The following is a 17,403-nucleotide window of genomic DNA, read 5'->3' as shown; positions in this document are numbered from 1 at the left end:
ATTCCAAAATAACCCTACAGTTTATAATTAACCAAAGATCAACCATGCTGATAACTTTATATAAATTCCTGTAAAAAAATGAATAACTTTATAGGAGCGAACTTAAATTATATCATTATGGGATTCAAAGAGACATTTCAGATTAACGGTGAAAACCTTTTACAAAAGATCAAAGAAATCATTGCTGAGGGCAATGTGAGCAAAATCAGCATTTCGGACAAACATGGCAAAGAAATCATGAGCTTTCCAGTAACTGTTGGTGCCATAGGCTTGATCTTAGCACCTGTTTTTGCTGCAATCGGTGCTGTAGCCGCATTGCTTACAGAATGTACGATCACCGTAGAACGAAATACAAACAAGGAAGAAAAAGACAAAGAAGATAACAGCACTGATCCCCCTACAACGATAACCGTAAAATAATCAATTTAAAATTGACCGTTATGAAGATCTTTAAAAATATACTTTGTATTTTATTTGCCTTGCTATTCATCAATGCAGGGCTGGATAAACTTTTTCATTATATGCCTACGCCACCAATGGATATGGACATGAAAAAAGTATTTGAGGCTTTTGCCACGATCAAATGGCTAATGCCACTGGTTGGAATCATCGAACTCTTGGGCGGTTTATTGTTTATTTTCCCAAAAACGAGAACACTGGGTGCACTGGTCATCTTCCCCATACTCATTGGTATTTTTACCCACAACATGATTTTTTACAGCCAAATGGGACTAATTATTTGGGCTGTACTTTTCATTATTTGGCTATGGGTGGTATTCGAAAACTGGGGCAAGTATAAAAAACTGATGGAATAATTGCTTATATTCTTCTCCAAACGAATATCGAGCAGGATAATGCATCTATTAAATACCTATTACTTTGACAAATTGATAGGTATTTAATGTTTTTATTAACATAAAATTAAAAAACAAAAAACTTTGTACGACTAGAATGGTTTGGTCAATTATTTGATGTGTTTTTAGAACATTCCCACGATAAAATGATTTTATACAAGGGAAATGAAGAGCTGTCTAATATTTGCTAGCAAGTATAGTACATAAATTAAACTTGCATTTACACGCAAATTTACCTTAGTTTGCTGAAATCGTGGCGATATACGTTATATATCTGAAAACTTAGCAAACTTTTTTCCGTTTTAATTTTTATTAATAGATACTTAAATCAAATTATACGTTGAACAGATTTACCCGAATTGCTTTCAAAACAATATTGTGGATTATTGGAGTAATAATTGCGCTGGCTATTTTAATCGTATTTTTAATCAGAATACCCTCCGTTCAGAATTATATTGCTGGAAAAGTAACACACTATGTGGAAGGTAAGATCGGTACCCCCGTTAAAATTGGCTACATTAATATTGATTTCCCTAAAAAACTGGTTTTAGAGGACATCTATTTAGCTGACCAAAGCAAGGATACCTTAGTAGCAGGAAAAAGCATAGCTGTCGATATCAACATGCTAAAACTTCTGAAAAATACCGTTGAAATTCAAAGCATTGAAGCAGAAGGAATCACCGCAAAAATCCGCCGTACATTGCCGGACAGTTCATTCAACTTTGATTATATTGTTAAAGCTTTCGCTTCTCAAAAGGAAAGCAAACCGACTGCAGACAGCAGTTCAGCCCTTCTATTTAACCTTGATAAGGTCAAATTTGATAAATTTCATATTGTCTATGCCGATGATGTTATTGGAACGAGTGCTGATGTTTACCTGAACAGCCTAAATACCAACGTCAAGAAGTTCGACCTCACAAAAAACATGGCTTTCAATCTGCCCAAAGTGAAGATAGATGGTCTGAGTGCCACAGTGAAACAATGGCGACCAGTTGTTGATGGCACGGCACCCACGGTCAAAGATTTTGGCATTACAGATAAAACGGCACAAGTAACCACCTTGCTTCCCGATGTCGGTATACAGATTGCTGACCTGACCAATATCTTAGTGCGCTATGAGGATCAATCCAGTCTGCTGAATACAAAATTTTATATCAAAAATCTTCATGCAGACATTAACAAGATCGACCTTAACAAAGAACTTGTCGATATTCAAACGATCAATCTTGACGGTTCAGACAATAATGTGCTCTTTGGAAAGATCCAGAAAAAAGTAAACACAGAAGCGAAAAACACCGCGGATACCACCAAAATAAACTGGGTTGTCTCAGCCAAAGAAATCCAAATCAACAATACAAGCTTAGCGTATAGAGACAACAATCAGGCCCGTATGAAAGGCTTTGATTACTTCAATATTAAGATCCCTGGAATGAAAACCAGTTTAAATGATCTTTACTATAGCGCCGATTCGATCAGCGGATCATTAAAAGAGCTTGTAGCCTCTGATCATTCCGGGTTTGTGATCAAGCAATTGAAAGGGGATTTTAAGTATACAAATACCGGCGCGGAGATCAAAAACCTGTACGCAGAAACACCACGTACCCTACTGCGTGATTACTTAAAAGTAACCTATCCATCTTTGGATATTATTGCCAAAAAGCCAGAGCTGATCTATGTCAATGCAACGATCAAAAAGAGCCACGTAGATATGCGCGACATCTACTATTTTGCTCCTTTTTTGGATACCATGCAGGTGATGAAACCATTGATGGACAAAAAGTTTAATATTGATGGTCGCGTTGTGGGTAAGGTAAATGATTTAAATATTCCGGCAATTGATTTCCAAACCCTGTCCAATACACGTGTCATTGCAAGTCTGCATTTAAAGGGTCTACCCAACGTCGATAAAATGTCAATGGATCTTAATTTAAAGAAATTGACCACAGGACGTTCGGATATCGAAAAGCTGGTTTCAAAAAAAATGCTTCCTAGCGGAATAGAGTTGCCCAATACGATCGGCCTTACCGGAACTTTTAATGGTGGGATGAATGCCTTTAACACCAATCTTTCGCTGGTAACAGAGAAAGGAACAGCCAAGTTCAATGGTAAAGTAGGCATGATAGGTCGCGATACAACCTATGATGCATTTGTGAGTATTCGTGATTTTGACATTGGTAAGATCATGAAAATGGACAGTACATTAGGCATACTTTCATTTGAGGGAAAAATCAAAGGTCATGGAACAGATCCGAAGAAACTTGTCGCCAATTTTGATGGCAAAGTAAATCGAATGGATGCGATGGGTTATCGTTATCAGAATATCGATATGAATCTCACTGCCGATAAAGGTGATATCAAAGCCTCTGTGGTTAGTCCCGACCCTAATATTCAATTGAAGTTAAATGCAACGGCCAACATGAAGTCCAAATATCCGCAGGTGGATTTTGAGCTTATGGTAGATACCATTAATCTTAAAAACTTAAAATTAATGGACGACGATCTCAAATACCACGGTAAACTTGTGGGCAATTTCAGTTCAGCCGATCCGAATTTTTTAAATGGGGAGGCACATATCACCAATTCATCCATTCTTTACAACGACGCATATTATACTTTAGACAGCATTTCACTTGTTGCAAAAGCCGATACCAGCCGCAATTTGCTGCTACTCAAATCAGACTTTTTGAATGCCCATTTGGTCGGAAAATACAAAATTTTAGAGTTGCAGAATGCCATTCAAGACATTTTACAGGTATACTACCAGCCGGGAAAAGGTGTTAAAGTTCCCAAATATGAGCCTCAGAATATTGAGTTTTCCGCCCAATTGACCAGGACTAAATTTGTAAAGGATTTTCTTCCAGAACTAACGGAAATGTCTGATATTACGTTGGATGGTATGTTCAATAGTCAGTCAAAAACTATTCTTGCGAAATTGGATGCCCCTAAAATCACCTATAGTGGCACCGAAATCAATAACGTCACCTTGGATATTAATACCTTGGACAGTACACTTTACTACTCGGCCTTGATCAATAAAATCAAGGTGAGCAATATCGAACTGGTGAATACAGTCTTCAGTGGTAAAGTCATTCAAAACAATTTGGATTTTGGCCTTTGGATTAAAGACAAGAAAGAGAAAGAGCAGTATCATTTGGGCGCCAATATGCGCGTTGATAATGGAGCGTTTGTTTTTAGCCTACTTCAGGATGGCCTTATGCTGAACTACGACAAGTGGACGATAAATCCAAACAACGTGCTCAAATTTGGAAGCACGGGTATTCAGGCCAATGACTTTATCTTAAGTAATAAAGGACAAGAGCTGAGTATATCATCGCAGGATAGTGTGCTCAATTCGCCACTCAACATTGCCTTTAAAAATTTCCGCATTGAGACATTAAGTAAAATGCTTGAAAGTGAAACAGTCGATCTTGGCGGCGGGATTAATGGTCAGGCAACCATATCACGTTTGGAAAGTAGCCCTGTATTTGTATCCGATCTTACGATCGACAAATTCTATATTGGACAAGATACTGTCGGTAATGTCAACATAAAAGTTAACAATGAAAAGGAAAACACCTATAATGCGAATATCAGTATCAGTGAAAATGGCAATAATGTCGTATTAAGTGGTGATTTCATCAATCCTCCAAAGGGAGAAGCAACCCTGGATTTCACCTTGGATATTGCGCCACTCTCCATGCAGACAGTTCAGGCATTCAGTTTGGGTTATCTAAAAGACTCGAAAGGAAATCTTGAAGGCCAGTTAAAAATAACGGGATCGCCATCCAAACCACTCATTAACGGCGATGTGAAGTTTAAAGATGCACAATTCAATATTGCTATGTTGAATGCACTTTTCAAAGCTAAAGATGAAACCATTCATTTGGATGAAAGGGGTATTACTTTCCCTAAATTTGCATTAGAAGACAAGAAAGGAAATATTGCCAAGGTAACAGGATCCATAGAAACCAAAACGTATACTGATTTTGATTTTAATCTCAATATCAATACGGACAATTTTGAGGTGCTCAATTCAACACAAAGCGACAACGATATGTTCTATGGTAAAATGTATCTTACCTCGAACCTTCGCATTCGGGGAAATCTTGATAAGCCTATCGTTGATGGTACAATCAAGGTATTAGATGATACCGATTTCACCTTTGTTATGCCAAACGAAGATCCCGGGATGGCGGATCGTAAAGGGGTTGTCGAATTTGTTGATAAGAGTGATACCACAAGAGCCAACGTATTTGCTAAATTAGATTCGATGACCGTAACCCGTCTGACGGGAATCGACGTAGATCTGAATCTTCAAACGGATAAAGATGCCAAATTTAAGATCCTCTTGGATGCCGGTTCACAGGATGCACTGAATATCCAAGGAGAAGCGGAACTGAACGCAGGCATTGATGCGAGCAGCAAAATTACCTTGTCAGGTACATTTACCGTAGACAAAGGGAGCTATTCATTCAGTTTTGGTCCCGTAAAAAAAGATTTTACATTCCGAAAAGGAAGTACGATCACCTGGAACGGAGATCCCTTGGATGCGCAGCTTAATATCACAGCGGCATACACAACCAAAGCTCCAACGCTGGAGCTTGTAGCGACGCAACTGGGATCAGAAAATGCTAATTTATACAAGCAACGTATTCCTTTCAATGTCTTGTTGAAGATTACAGACAAATTGTTCCAACCGCAACTGAATTTTGATATCGACTTGGACGAAAACAACTCCGTTGTTTCCCAAGATGTGATCAGCAAAGTAAATAACGCATTGACCACCTTGCGTGAAAATCCATCTGAACTGAACAAACAGGTCTTTTCACTCATCGTTTTAGGACGCTTTATGTCGACCAATCCATTTGAAAGTTTATCCGGTGGGGGCGGCACAGAAGCCATTGTCAGAAATAGCATCAGTTCATTCCTGAGCGGTCAATTGAACCGCCTTGCCTCCGAGCTTATCACCGGAGTAGAACTGGATTTCAACTTAACTTCGGAGGAAGATTATGCTACTGGAGCGGGCCAAACCCGAACAGATCTGAATATCGGTGTATCTAAAATGCTTTTAAATGATCGTCTAAAAATTACCGTTGGTTCTAATTTTGAGGTTGAAGGAAATACACGTCCGGGAGAAACCGCCAACAATATTGCTGGGGATATCCAATTGGATTATCAACTTTCGCAAGATGGCCGTTATTTTGCACGGGTATATCGTAAAAATCAATATCAGGTTACGCTCCAAGGCCAATATGTAGAAACAGGTATCGGATTTATCATCAATATGGATTACAACAGGTTCCGGGAAATCTGGATGAGTTCGAAAAAACTCAAAGCGTACTATGACACGAATAGCAAAGGTTTCAGAAAACGTTTTGATGTGGAACGTATGGAAACCGATTCAGTGTATCGTGATAGCGTACGCACAGTCATCAGAGATAGTTTGATGACCCATAGCCCTGAGTACAGAAAACGTATGGAGGAAAGAGAACAAGAGAAACGTAAACAACAGTTGGACTCCAGTAAAAACACGCCGAAAAGCGATAGTCCAAAATCAACTATAGATACCATCAGAACGACAGCTATAAAAAATGAAGATGAGGAAAGGAGTTATCATGCAAGCTAAACTAAAGTATATTGTTGGAATAGTTTCATGCGCTGCATTTCTAGCATCCTGTTCTTCAACCAAGAATCTGAAAGAAGGAGAAAGCTTATATGTTAAAGGCAACGTGATAGTCGATTCGGACACCATCTCCAAGGAAAACAAGGAAAAGATTGCGACGCATTTAGAAGCGGCATTGATGCCCAAACCCAATAAACGTCTAGCTGGCGTACCATTCAAGTTGTACTTCAACAATATGGCCGGCGATTCTGTAGGGAATAATATCATTAAAAAATTTTTCAAGAAAATTGGTGAGAAACCGGTATTGTTGAGCGATGTCAATCGCGAGTACAATGAAAATCTACTGCGTAATCGTCTGGAGAATTTTGGTTTCTTTAATGCTGAAGTAAAATCCGACACTTTAGTTGAAAACAAAAAAGCAACGGTTAATTATACGGCCAAGCCAAATTTTATCTACCGAATAAGATCTGTTCAATTTGATATTGACAGCACCACACAGCTGGGTAAAGATATTCGTTCGAGCTCCGATCAAAGTCTCTTACAGGTGGGCAAAAATTATAGCCTTGATGTTATCCTAAATGAGCGTGACCGCATCGACAATGACCTCAAAAATAAAGGGTATTATTATTTCAGCCCTGATTACATCCTGGTTCAGGTAGACAGTTCACACCGGAACAACAAGGTCGACATGTATGTTACTGTAAAGAAGGAAACACCGGCACAGGCGAGGGTACCGTCAAAGATCAATAAAATCTACGTTTACCCGAACTACACGGAAACAAGCACCGGTTATCAGCGATCCACCCGTAACGCGGAACTATATGATAGCAGCTACTATTTTATAGACCGCCAGCATCTTTATAGAAAGCCTGTTATCGCGAATCATATCTTCTTCCACCCCGGCGACGTCTACAACCGTAATGCCCACAACCAAACCATCAGCCATCTGGTGAATCTCAATAGCTGGAAATTTGTCAAAAATAACTTTGTTGACAGCAAAGAAGTTCCCAATGCACTAGACGTCTACTACTACTTAACCCCATTGCCAAAAAAATCACTCCGTGTGGAACTTTTGGGAAAAATGGCTTCGGTATACAATGGTACAGAAGTTAATGTCAACTGGACTTTACGCAACGCATTTAAAGGCGCAGAACAGTTAAGTTTTAATGTATTCGGTGGTTATGAAACCCAGACCGGTGGATCAGCTGACCTCAATTCGAGTTATTACCGTTACGGGATGGAGGCTACACTGACTTTCCCGCGGATATTGTCCCCTTTTGGAAGGATTTCTCCTACGCGACGTTTTATTCCGAAGACTTATGTCAAAGGCCGCTATGAATTTTTAAATCGCCGCAAAGCATATACCTTAAATTCCATCGCATTGGATTACGGTTATATCTGGCAGGAGTCTGAAGAGAAGCAGCACGATCTTGCGTTAATGGAGATTACCTATGTTCAGCCTAAAGGTATTTCTGAAAACTACCAAAAACAAATGGATACTATTCCGGCGTTAAGGCACGCAATAGATCCACAATTTACGATTGGCCCAAATTATAACTTCACGTTTCAAAATACGATGAAGCAGCATTTGAAAAATACATTTTATTTCAAAGGCAACCTGGACCTCTCGGGGAATATACTCGGTTTGATAAAAGGAGCTGATTTCAATAAAGGGAAAACGTTCAAATTGTTCGATGCTTATTTCTCCCAATATATCAAGATCAGTGGCGATGGCAGACACTATCTCAAATTGTCGGAGAATTCGCAGCTTGCTTCTCGGGTCAGTTTAGGATTAAGCTATTCCTATGGTAACTCTCGGTCACTTCCCTATTTAAAACAATATTATGTGGGTGGACCTAACAGTATCCGTGCATTTGGTGCTCGTGCAATTGGACCAGGAACAGTTGCCCCTGAAAAATTAAGCAACGGCCTCTTCTATGCCGACCAGACCGGTGATATCAAATTGGAACTTAACACAGAATACAGAGCTAAATTAGCAGGCTTTGTTCATTGGGCAGCATTCATTGATGCCGGGAACGTGTGGTTGCAACGGGATGATGTCAACAAGCCGGGTGGTAAGTTCAGCAAGAACTTTTTAAATGAATTAGCCGTCGGCGGTGGAGCTGGATTACGCTTCGACTTTACGTTTTTGATCATTCGTACAGATATGTCCATACCTTTCCGCATTCCCTATCTTCCAAAAGGAGAACGTTGGGTATTTAAGGATATCGACTTTGGAAGTTCAAAATGGAGAAAGGATAATTTGATGTTCAACCTAGCCATCGGCTATCCGTTCTAGGATTTCAAATTTGATTTTACACGATAGAAATAACAGGCTTGAACGAATTTCAGGCCTGTTATTTTTTTTGCTATTTTATAAAAGTCATCGATTTTGGAGGGGTCTATTTCTTATGTCAAAAAACAAGTTATTCCCGCTAAATACATTGATTTACTGACAATAATTGATTAAATTCAAGAATTATTTAATAATCCACATAAATGCTCATGAAATATCCATATAAAAAAAGTACAAGCATTCGTGAAGATGGACCGGGTATGCGATGTGGCATAAAAACCGCCGAAGGCAGCTATATAATTAAAAGGCAGATGTATATACTTAAGCGGACAATTAGCTCATGAATAAACAAATAATTTACATATGAAAGTAACTATTGTTGGTGCTGGAGCTGTAGGCGCAACTACAGCGGACAATTTAATCCGTCGAAATGTCGCAGAGGAGATTGTATTATTGGATATTAAAGAAGGTTTTGCAGAAGGCAAAGCGCAAGATATGGCACAAACTGCCGCATTATTGGGTTTTGAATCAAAAATCAAGGGGGTAACCAATGATTATCTGTCAACTGCAGGTTCAACTGTTGCCGTTATTACGTCGGGGATTCCACGTAAACCTGGAATGACACGCGAAGAATTGATTGGGACAAATGCCAATATTGTCAAGTCGGTTGTCGAAAACTTAGTAAAACATTCTCCGGATATTATCATTGTTATCGTATCTAATCCCATGGATACCATGACCTATCTAGCACTTAAATCAAGTGGATTGCCTAAGAATAGAATTATTGGAATGGGCGGTACATTGGATTCAGCACGATTCAAATATCAACTGAGTGAAAAACTGAATGCTTCTGCGGCCGATCTCAATGCCATTGTCATTGGCGGTCATGGAGATACAACAATGATACCACTCATCAAGCACTCCACGTGGAACAGTATTCCAGTCACTGATTTCCTTACCCCGGAAGAGCAAGGCGAAATTGTACACAAAACTATGGTTGGTGGAGCAACATTAACCAGCCTAATCGGCACCTCAGCCTGGTATGCTCCGGGAGCCGCAACAGCTGCAGTCGTCGAAAGTATCGTACGTGATCAAGGAAAATTATTTACAGCATCCGTTTATTTGGAAGGTGAATTTGGTCAAGAAGATATCAATCTGGGCGTACCGGTTATCATCAATAAAAAAGGATGGGATCGCATCGTCCCCATTCAACTCGATGACGAGGACAAAGAAAAATTCAATAAAAGTGCAGAAGCAGTACGTACAATGAATAATGTACTGAAAGAAATAAAAGCGCTGTAGCTCATAAACAATAAAAAGATAAGCTGTAGCTTATAAACTATCAAGAGATAAAAAGCTGTTATTCTATCAATAACAGCTTTTTTTATGAACGTTCAACACGCACTGCGGGTTTTAAAATTTCTTTTTTAAGGGAATTTTTGGGTATGTTTGGCTATATGACAACAGTACCATTTCAATTATTGGATTTACAAGGCCAGGGCACACACATTTTAGTCGATGTAGAAATATATAATCGTTCGTTCAAGATGGTAGTTGATACTGGCGCATCTAAAACTGTATTTGATAAAACGCAATTGGGGCATCTTTTGGATGACCAATTGCAGCTTGAACCTTCAGAAACATTATCAACAGGACTTGGCACCAATTCAATGGAGAGTTTCAATATAAAAATTCCGAGTCTGACATTAGGTGAATGGCAGATAAAAAACTTAAATACTGCGGTATTGGATTTAAGCTCGATCAATTATGCCTATCAGCAGATGGATCTCGAACCAGTGATCGGCGTATTGGGTGGAGATATTTTTGCAGACTATGGCGCTGTCATTGATTATGCAAAGCGCACCTTAAAATTAAGAACCCGGAAATTAAAACTTAAATAGACGTTTGTGGATATGGAGCCGGAGATAGCTATAGTACACAATTGCAATCAATATCCCCAGTCCCCCCATGACGTATAATGTCGTTCGAAGCCCACAGTAACTGGCTAAGGAACCTATCATCAATGTACCAATGGGAAATATCCCCTGAAAAGCCATGACGTAATACGAGATTGCCCGAGCACGATAGATCGGTATGGCATGCGTCTGAATATATGTATTGATACTTGAGTTTTGCATCATCATGGCAAAGGATACCAACATCACATAGACGAGTGCCATCTGCAGCATACTCGAATGCGCCAAAAACAATAATGCAACTCCCATAAGCGCAGCAGCCCCCATCACCTGATAGCGCAAATTGGTACCCGATTTTAAACGGGCCATATTAAAAGCACCAATCATGGCACCCAGGCCGGCCGCACTTTCAAACCAGGAGAACGTACGTTCATCACCATGAAACATTTCTTTTGCTATGGCTGGCAGCAACGAGGTATACGGAATAACGATCAAGCTGGAGAATGTCATGATAATAATCAGCGAGGAGATGTGCGGTGAACGTTTGAGGTAACGAAAGCCTTCGACCAAGCCTTCCCAATTGCTTCCCTTGCTCAGTTGAACATGTGTTTCATCGACCTTCATCATCAATAATGTAATAATAACCGGAACAAAACTGATAAAATTCAGGGCAAAACAGACGAGTTCACCGTATGTACTCAGTAAAATACCGCCTATAGCAGGGCCCAACATTCGTGCGCCATTGAAAATTGTTGAATTCAGCGCTATGGCATTCGGCAGATCTTTACGGTCCCCAACCAAATACATCATGAGCGACTGACGCCCCAAAACATCGAAGGAATTAATAACTCCTTGTATAAGACCTAAGATGGAAAGCCATAAGACACTCTCCCATTTCAGATAAACGACCAAGGTCAAGATCCCAGCCTGTATCATCAAACCAATTTGGGTTATCAGAACCAATTTATACTTTTTATGCTTATCGACAAAACTGCCGATAAATGGAGACAGGACCAAAGAAGGCAATAGGGAGATAAACTGCACAAAACCAAGCCAAAACACAGATCCGGTCAATTCATAGACTAACCAACTGATGGCTATCCGCTGCATCCAAGTTCCCATAAGGGAAATTGCTTGACCTATAACATGTAACCGGAAATTTCTATAATGGAGCGAACGAAAAACCTGCATATGTAAAGATAATACTATATTAAAAGTATAACAAAAAATTAGGAGAAGAGATTCCTTTTTGCTAAAATAAAGATACAATAGGTGAAAATCAATGCTTCAATACTGGAATATAATCAATAACTTTGCATCATTATTTCGAACTTTAGAATAATCAAATAATTATCATTCAATAACATATACAATGAAATTTTTTATTGACACAGCGAACCTAGAGCAAATCAAAGAAGCCCAAGACTTAGGCGTATTAGACGGGGTAACAACCAATCCAAGTTTAATGGCTAAAGAAGGTATTAGCGGTGATGAAAACGTAATCAACCATTATAAAGCGATCTGTGCAATCGTTGATGGCGATGTCAGTGCTGAAGTTATTTCTACAAATTATGAAGAAATGATCAAAGAAGGAGAAGCGTTAGCAGCTCTTGACAGCAAGATAGTTGTTAAAGTCCCTATGATCAAAGATGGCGTAAAAGCAATTAAATATTTCAGCAAAAAAGGTATTAAAACAAATTGTACATTGGTATTTACAGCTGGTCAGGCACTATTGGCTGCTAAAGCTGGGGCAACCTATGTATCTCCTTTTATCGGTCGTTTGGATGATATCTCTACAGATGGATTAGCGTTGATCGAAGATATTCGTTTAATCTATGATAACTACAACTATCCTACACAAATTTTAGCTGCTTCTGTACGTCACAGTGCACACATTTTAGGATGTGCTAAAATCGGTGCTGATGTTATGACAGGTCCTTTATCAGCGATCCTAGCGTTATTGAAACACCCATTGACAGACAGCGGTCTAGCGACATTCTTAGCTGATCACGCTAAAGCTGCAGGCAAATAAGATTCCTATATTTCGATATAGTAACGAAAACCGATAAGTAAGATGACACGAATCTTAAACTTATCGGTTTTCTTATTTTTAATAGATTCCGTATTTTTGTACTGTCAAAAGCATCTTTGAGAAAGGAAATGGCCCATTTCTGTTCGTTAATGGTCTATGCAAAGGAAAAAATACGATGAATAAATTCGTCGGATAGTTTTTAAACTTGCAAATAAAAGTAAATTTCTCTTAGTTTGTATTTGATCTAAGGCTTAACGAAGAAATCCATGGAAGATTCCAACACTGTATATCCAGAAATTCTCAAACGAAATAGTTTAAAAGTTACCCAACCCCGGTTGAAGGTACTTGAAATTATTTCGAGGAAAGAGTCTGCAATTTCGCAGCCGGAACTGGAAAAATTACTGGGCAAGGATATTGACCGTGTCACATTATACCGGGTATTGGCCAGCTTTGAAGAGAAAGGGATTATCCATAAAATCTTTGATCTACACGGTACAGCTACTTACGCCATGTGTTCGACAAACTGTTCAGAACATGATCATCATGACCAACACGTACATTTTATTTGCCGGGTATGCAATTCTGTGTACTGTCTGGAAGATATGATCTTACCAAAAGTATCGATCCCAGAAGGCTTCAGTCTCGAAGCGATAGCCGTAAATGCACTTGGTGTGTGCAATCATTGCAAAAAGTAAATCAGGCTGTACGAATCCAAAACTATTTTTCGGCTGAACTGTCTATACATTGGCTATCGGAAGATGCTCCGTTTAGCTCGTTATTGTCGTTTCAAATGCTGTTTTTTTCGTACATTGTAGTGGCATCGATCTTGATGTACGGCTCGCTCATGATCTATTGTATCGGCTGAATTTACAAATTCGCTATCACAGCCATTTCGCTGCAATAGGAAGACTGCCGCAAATCGATGCAAATGAATAATTAACAAATAATAATTGGATGAAAACAAGAAAAGAAAATCCATATAAAGAGGTCTTAACACAACTGATTATCGATATCTTCGAAAAATCGGGTAATAAGCCGCTCAACTATAAACAAGTTTCGTCAAAATTGAATCTTACCGATAATGACTCAAAAGTTGCTATAGCCGATATTTTACATGATAATGTAAGAAATGGGCTTTTTATTGAGGTCGAGCGCGGCAAATTTAATCTGAAACAACTTAAAGTTTATGTCACAGGAAAAGTAGATATGACTGCAGACGGTTCTGCCTATGTAATTCCTGATGACGAATTTGAAAATGACATCTATATCGCTCCACGGAAACTTAGACAGGCACTCCATGGCGATATTGTGAAGGTCCATACCTTCGAAAAAAGAAAAGGTGGCCGTAAGAAAGAGGGTGAAGTCGTTGAAATCCTGCAAAGGGCCAAGACTGATTTCACGGGAACGATCAGCATCTCCAACAATTTTGCTTTTTTTATTGCGGATGACCGCAAGATGTTACACGACATTTTTATCCCTTTGGACAATCTGAATGGAGCCAAGGATAAGGAAAAAGTGGTCGTTTCGATTATCGACTGGCCAAGCGGGAGCAAAAATCCTGTCGGAACGGTAAAACATGTTTTGGGTACCAAGGGGGAAAATAACACCGAGATGAACGCTATTTTGGCCGACTATGGTTTCCCATTGGAGTTCCCTAAAAAAGTTGAAGCTGAAGCCAATCAGATTTCGGAAAAAATAAGCGCGGAACAAATTGCAAAGCGGCGTGATTTTAGAAACGTTACGACCTTTACCATTGACCCAGCGGATGCAAAAGATTTCGATGACGCCATCTCCTTTCAAAAATTAGAGAATGGCAATTATGAAATCGGTGTTCATATTGCGGATGTTTCGCATTTTGTCATACCCGACACAGAATTGGACAAAGAAGCATTCAACCGCGGCACATCCGTCTATCTGGTTGACCGCGTTATTCCGATGCTTCCGGAGCGTCTTTCCAATGGTGTCTGTTCGCTACGTCCGCATGAAGATAAACTTTGTTTTTCGGCTGTTTTTGAATTGGACGAAAAAGCCAATGTGCATGATCAATGGTTCGGCCGTACGATTATCCATTCGGACCGACGTTTCAGTTATGAAGAAGCACAGGAGGTGATCGAAACGAAATCGGGTGATTTCAGTGAAGAGATCCTGAAATTAAATGAACTGGCTTATATTCTGCGGGAGCGTAAGTTCAAAAATGGTGCAATAGCCTTTGAAAGTGAAGAGGTAAAATTCACCTTGGATGAAAATGGCAAACCTACAGGGGTATATACCAAAGTCCGTAAAGATGCGCACAAGCTGATTGAAGATTTTATGTTATTGGCGAACCGAAAGGTTGCCGAGTTTATTGGCAAACAAGGCCGTGGAAAAAACAAGCTTACTTTTGTATACCGGTTCCACGATGTACCTAATCCGGAGACGCTGACAACTTTCTCTCAATTTGCAGCGCGGTTTGGTCATAAATTGACCATCAAAACGGATAAGGAAACAGCGAAATCTTTAAATGCGCTGATGACGAAGATAGAAGGTAGCAAAGAGCAAAATATGCTGACTTCACTTGCGGTACGTTCGATGGCCAAAGCGATCTATACGACAAAGAAGACAAGTCACTATGGACTCGCATTTGATTATTACACCCATTTCACCTCTCCTATCCGTCGTTATCCCGATGTGATGGTACACCGTCTTTTACAATTCTATCTGGAGGGCGGTACCAAGATCAATGCGGAGCATTACGAGAAAATGGCCGAACATTCTTCACAAATGGAGAAAAAAGCGGCTGAAGCCGAACGTGCATCGATTAAGTACAAACAGGCAGAATACTTGCAGGATCAAATTGGTACGGAATATACGGGTATTGTCTCGGGTGTTACCGAATGGGGGATGTATGTGGAGATTGAGGAAAACAAATGTGAGGGTATGGTCAGGCTGCGGGATATCACCGATGACTTTTACGTACTTGACGAGAAGAACTATGCGATTATTGGCCAACGGAAGAAAAAGAAATTCCAGCTGGGTGATGAGGTTCAAATCCGCGTAAAGAAAGTGGATCTTGATAAACGGCAGATTGATTTTACGTTGTTGAGTTAAGAATAAAAAAAGAGCGTTATTATTCAAAATTAACGCTCTTTTTCTTAAAAAATTGATTGTAAAAAACCTGAGTTTGTATTAAAAAAATAAAACAACTTAGTTTCTACAGACACATCTCGAAAATACTAACATACTAATATGTTAATGAGACTGATATAGGAGTTACTCCAGATTTAATTTCCTGAGATTTCTCAACAATTACTTTCCCTCCCTGCTCAACCTTGTATGTAAGTGTAAATGGTTGCTTAATTGTAAATGCAGAAATATTTACACTAGCAGTCAAATAATTAGCCGGTGATTCCAAAACAGCAGTTTTACCTCCTTGAAAATACTCTTTTTCAACTGAATATAACACTTGACCTGTTGTCCCTGCAGCTCCATTAACAGTCCACGTTTGTGGCTTAGCATCGCCTCCCGCAGACCCACAAGATACAGACACATCTCCACCGTCAACAGTGAAAGATGAAGAAGTTGTAACTGTAACCTTAAGAGCCCCTTTGTTCTCTGATGGTACAGTATTATCGTCGTCCTTTGAGCATCCAACAAAAGCGAAGGTTACCAAGGCCAGTACCACTGCATACATTAATTTCATTTTGATTTTCATAACTTGAATACATTAATTTGTTTCTACTAAATATTTACACGTGTTTATCAAACACTTTGCCAAACAGAACGCAAAAACATGCAGGAGGTGCAATATACCTGAAAACCAGTAGAAGAATATTTTCGAAAGAATACCATTATTTAAAGGGTACTGCACAGCGAAAGAACAACTTACAGTGCTTATAAGAAGAAACCTATATTACATAGCTTTTTGCAGTCTTGCTTCCCTATAATCGTCCATATTCGTGTACAACAAACCTTCAGCAATTAAATTTTCAATTTCGACAAGATATTACAGGCGGTGGCGGTTGGGAGGATGATTACATCCTAATCTATGCAAATTAGTTTGATGGCGGAGGCGTAGCGATTGACGAAAGATGCTGGACTGTACATTTAGCATGCTACAGCTATGATGATAGTGTCATAAAGAAAAGAGCAGTTCATTTTCAAAAAATAATCTAAATTTTATACACTAACTATTTCATATTCAAAAGGGAATCAGTATCTTTGCGAACTTAAAATATTTAAGGTAAAAAAATTTATAAACAAAAACAGGTAAATGCCTACTATTCAACAATTAGTTAGAAAAGGTAGAGTAGCTCTGGTTGATAAGAGTAAGTCACCAGCGTTGGACTCATGTCCACAGCGAAGAGGTGTATGTACACGTGTATATACTACTACCCCTAAAAAACCAAACTCAGCAATGCGTAAAGTAGCTCGTGTACGTTTAACAAACGGTAAAGAGGTCAACGCTTACATCCCTGGAGAAGGTCACAACTTACAAGAGCACTCGATCGTATTGATCCGTGGTGGTCGTGTTAAGGATTTACCAGGTGTACGTTACCACATCATCCGCGGTGCATTAGATACTTCAGGTGTAGCAGGTCGTAACCAACGTCGTTCTAAATATGGAACTAAGCGTCCTAAACCAGGACAAGCAGCTGCAGCTCCAGCAAAAGGTAAAAAGAAATAATTAAACGGAGGAAAGAAAA

12 protein-coding genes are annotated in these 17,403 nt (G+C 39.3%); 10 read left to right on the top strand and 2 right to left on the bottom strand.

The window, feature by feature from the left end; genetic code table 11:
- Positions 1-78 precede the first annotated feature (78 nt).
- From B4N43_RS24815 to B4N43_RS24790, 6 genes are all read left to right on the top strand, one after another.
- The gene (locus tag B4N43_RS24815; RefSeq protein WP_232475613.1) at positions 79-420 is read left to right on the top strand and encodes a DUF4342 domain-containing protein; all 342 of its coding nucleotides are present in this window, start codon (positions 79-81) and stop codon (positions 418-420) included.
- Between the two features lie 20 nt (positions 421-440).
- A complete protein-coding gene (locus B4N43_RS24810; RefSeq protein WP_075994106.1) occupies positions 441-815 on the top strand; it encodes a DoxX family protein in 375 nt (124 codons plus the stop codon).
- A gap of 379 nt (positions 816-1,194) precedes the next feature.
- Positions 1,195-6,480, top strand: coding sequence for a translocation/assembly module TamB domain-containing protein (locus tag B4N43_RS24805; protein ID WP_286736836.1), 5,286 nt, complete (start codon positions 1,195-1,197; stop codon positions 6,478-6,480).
- Positions 6,446-8,776 (top strand): BamA/TamA family outer membrane protein, encoded by a 2,331-nt coding sequence (locus B4N43_RS24800; protein WP_088162888.1) that lies wholly within the window; start codon positions 6,446-6,448, stop codon positions 8,774-8,776. The genes B4N43_RS24805 and B4N43_RS24800 overlap by 35 nt, the downstream gene beginning before the upstream one ends.
- 360 nt (positions 8,777-9,136) lie before the next feature.
- A complete protein-coding gene (locus B4N43_RS24795; RefSeq protein ID WP_088162889.1) occupies positions 9,137-10,075 on the top strand; it encodes a malate dehydrogenase in 939 nt (312 codons plus the stop codon).
- Positions 10,076-10,230: 155 nt separating this feature from the next.
- On the top strand, positions 10,231-10,674 hold the full coding sequence (locus tag B4N43_RS24790) for a retropepsin-like aspartic protease (protein WP_088163761.1): 444 nt from the start codon (positions 10,231-10,233) through the stop codon (positions 10,672-10,674).
- Here the strand turns inward: B4N43_RS24790 and B4N43_RS24785 are convergent.
- Complete coding sequence (locus tag B4N43_RS24785; RefSeq protein ID WP_088162890.1) at positions 10,660-11,880, bottom strand: MFS transporter; 1,221 nt, start codon at positions 11,878-11,880, stop codon at positions 10,660-10,662. The genes B4N43_RS24790 and B4N43_RS24785 overlap by 15 nt on opposite strands.
- A 181-nt stretch (positions 11,881-12,061) precedes the next feature.
- Here B4N43_RS24785 and fsa point away from each other — a divergent pair, with 181 nt between their 5' ends.
- The 3 genes from fsa (at position 12,062) to rnr (ending at position 15,808) form a co-directional block, all read left to right on the top strand.
- Entirely contained in the window at positions 12,062-12,721 is a 660-nt protein-coding gene (gene fsa / locus B4N43_RS24780) for a fructose-6-phosphate aldolase (RefSeq protein ID WP_075994110.1), read from the top strand.
- Between the two features lie 266 nt (positions 12,722-12,987).
- Positions 12,988-13,416, top strand: coding sequence for a Fur family transcriptional regulator (locus B4N43_RS24775; protein WP_075994111.1), 429 nt, complete (start codon positions 12,988-12,990; stop codon positions 13,414-13,416).
- A 259-nt stretch (positions 13,417-13,675) separates the two neighbouring features.
- Positions 13,676-15,808: a ribonuclease R gene (rnr, locus tag B4N43_RS24770; protein WP_286736831.1), complete on the top strand. Its 2,133-nt coding sequence runs from the start codon at positions 13,676-13,678 to the stop codon at positions 15,806-15,808.
- A gap of 133 nt (positions 15,809-15,941) precedes the next feature.
- Here rnr and B4N43_RS24765 read toward each other — a convergent pair whose 3' ends face one another.
- Positions 15,942-16,412, bottom strand: a complete 471-nt coding sequence (locus tag B4N43_RS24765; protein WP_088162892.1) for a hypothetical protein — start codon at positions 16,410-16,412, stop codon at positions 15,942-15,944.
- A gap of 558 nt (positions 16,413-16,970) precedes the next feature.
- On the opposite strand from B4N43_RS24765, the gene rpsL reads away from it, so the two are divergent.
- Positions 16,971-17,384: a 30S ribosomal protein S12 gene (gene rpsL / locus B4N43_RS24760; RefSeq protein WP_002993550.1), complete on the top strand. Its 414-nt coding sequence runs from the start codon at positions 16,971-16,973 to the stop codon at positions 17,382-17,384.
- The last annotated feature ends 19 nt before the right edge of the window (positions 17,385-17,403 follow it).

The organism is Sphingobacterium sp. UBA1897 (assembly GCF_002337775.1).
Classification (GTDB): domain Bacteria; phylum Bacteroidota; class Bacteroidia; order Sphingobacteriales; family Sphingobacteriaceae; genus Sphingobacterium; species Sphingobacterium siyangense.
Note: the sequence above shows the minus strand (reverse complement) of the source record. Positions and strands in the feature narration are given on the sequence as shown.

Coding starts and splice junctions, on each gene's coding strand:
- B4N43_RS24815 (WP_232475613.1), top strand. CDS start 79: ATGAATAACTTTATAGGAGCGAACTTAAATTATATCATTATGGGATTC.
- B4N43_RS24810 (WP_075994106.1), top strand. CDS start 441: ATGAAGATCTTTAAAAATATACTTTGTATTTTATTTGCCTTGCTATTC.
- B4N43_RS24800 (WP_088162888.1), top strand. CDS start 6,446: ATGAAGATGAGGAAAGGAGTTATCATGCAAGCTAAACTAAAGTATATT.
- B4N43_RS24795 (WP_088162889.1), top strand. CDS start 9,137: ATGAAAGTAACTATTGTTGGTGCTGGAGCTGTAGGCGCAACTACAGCG.
- B4N43_RS24790 (WP_088163761.1), top strand. CDS start 10,231: ATGACAACAGTACCATTTCAATTATTGGATTTACAAGGCCAGGGCACA.
- B4N43_RS24785 (WP_088162890.1), bottom strand. CDS start 11,880: ATGCAGGTTTTTCGTTCGCTCCATTATAGAAATTTCCGGTTACATGTT.
- fsa (WP_075994110.1), top strand. CDS start 12,062: ATGAAATTTTTTATTGACACAGCGAACCTAGAGCAAATCAAAGAAGCC.
- B4N43_RS24775 (WP_075994111.1), top strand. CDS start 12,988: ATGGAAGATTCCAACACTGTATATCCAGAAATTCTCAAACGAAATAGT.
- rnr (WP_286736831.1), top strand. CDS start 13,676: ATGAAAACAAGAAAAGAAAATCCATATAAAGAGGTCTTAACACAACTG.
- B4N43_RS24765 (WP_088162892.1), bottom strand. CDS start 16,412: ATGAAAATCAAAATGAAATTAATGTATGCAGTGGTACTGGCCTTGGTA.
- rpsL (WP_002993550.1), top strand. CDS start 16,971: ATGCCTACTATTCAACAATTAGTTAGAAAAGGTAGAGTAGCTCTGGTT.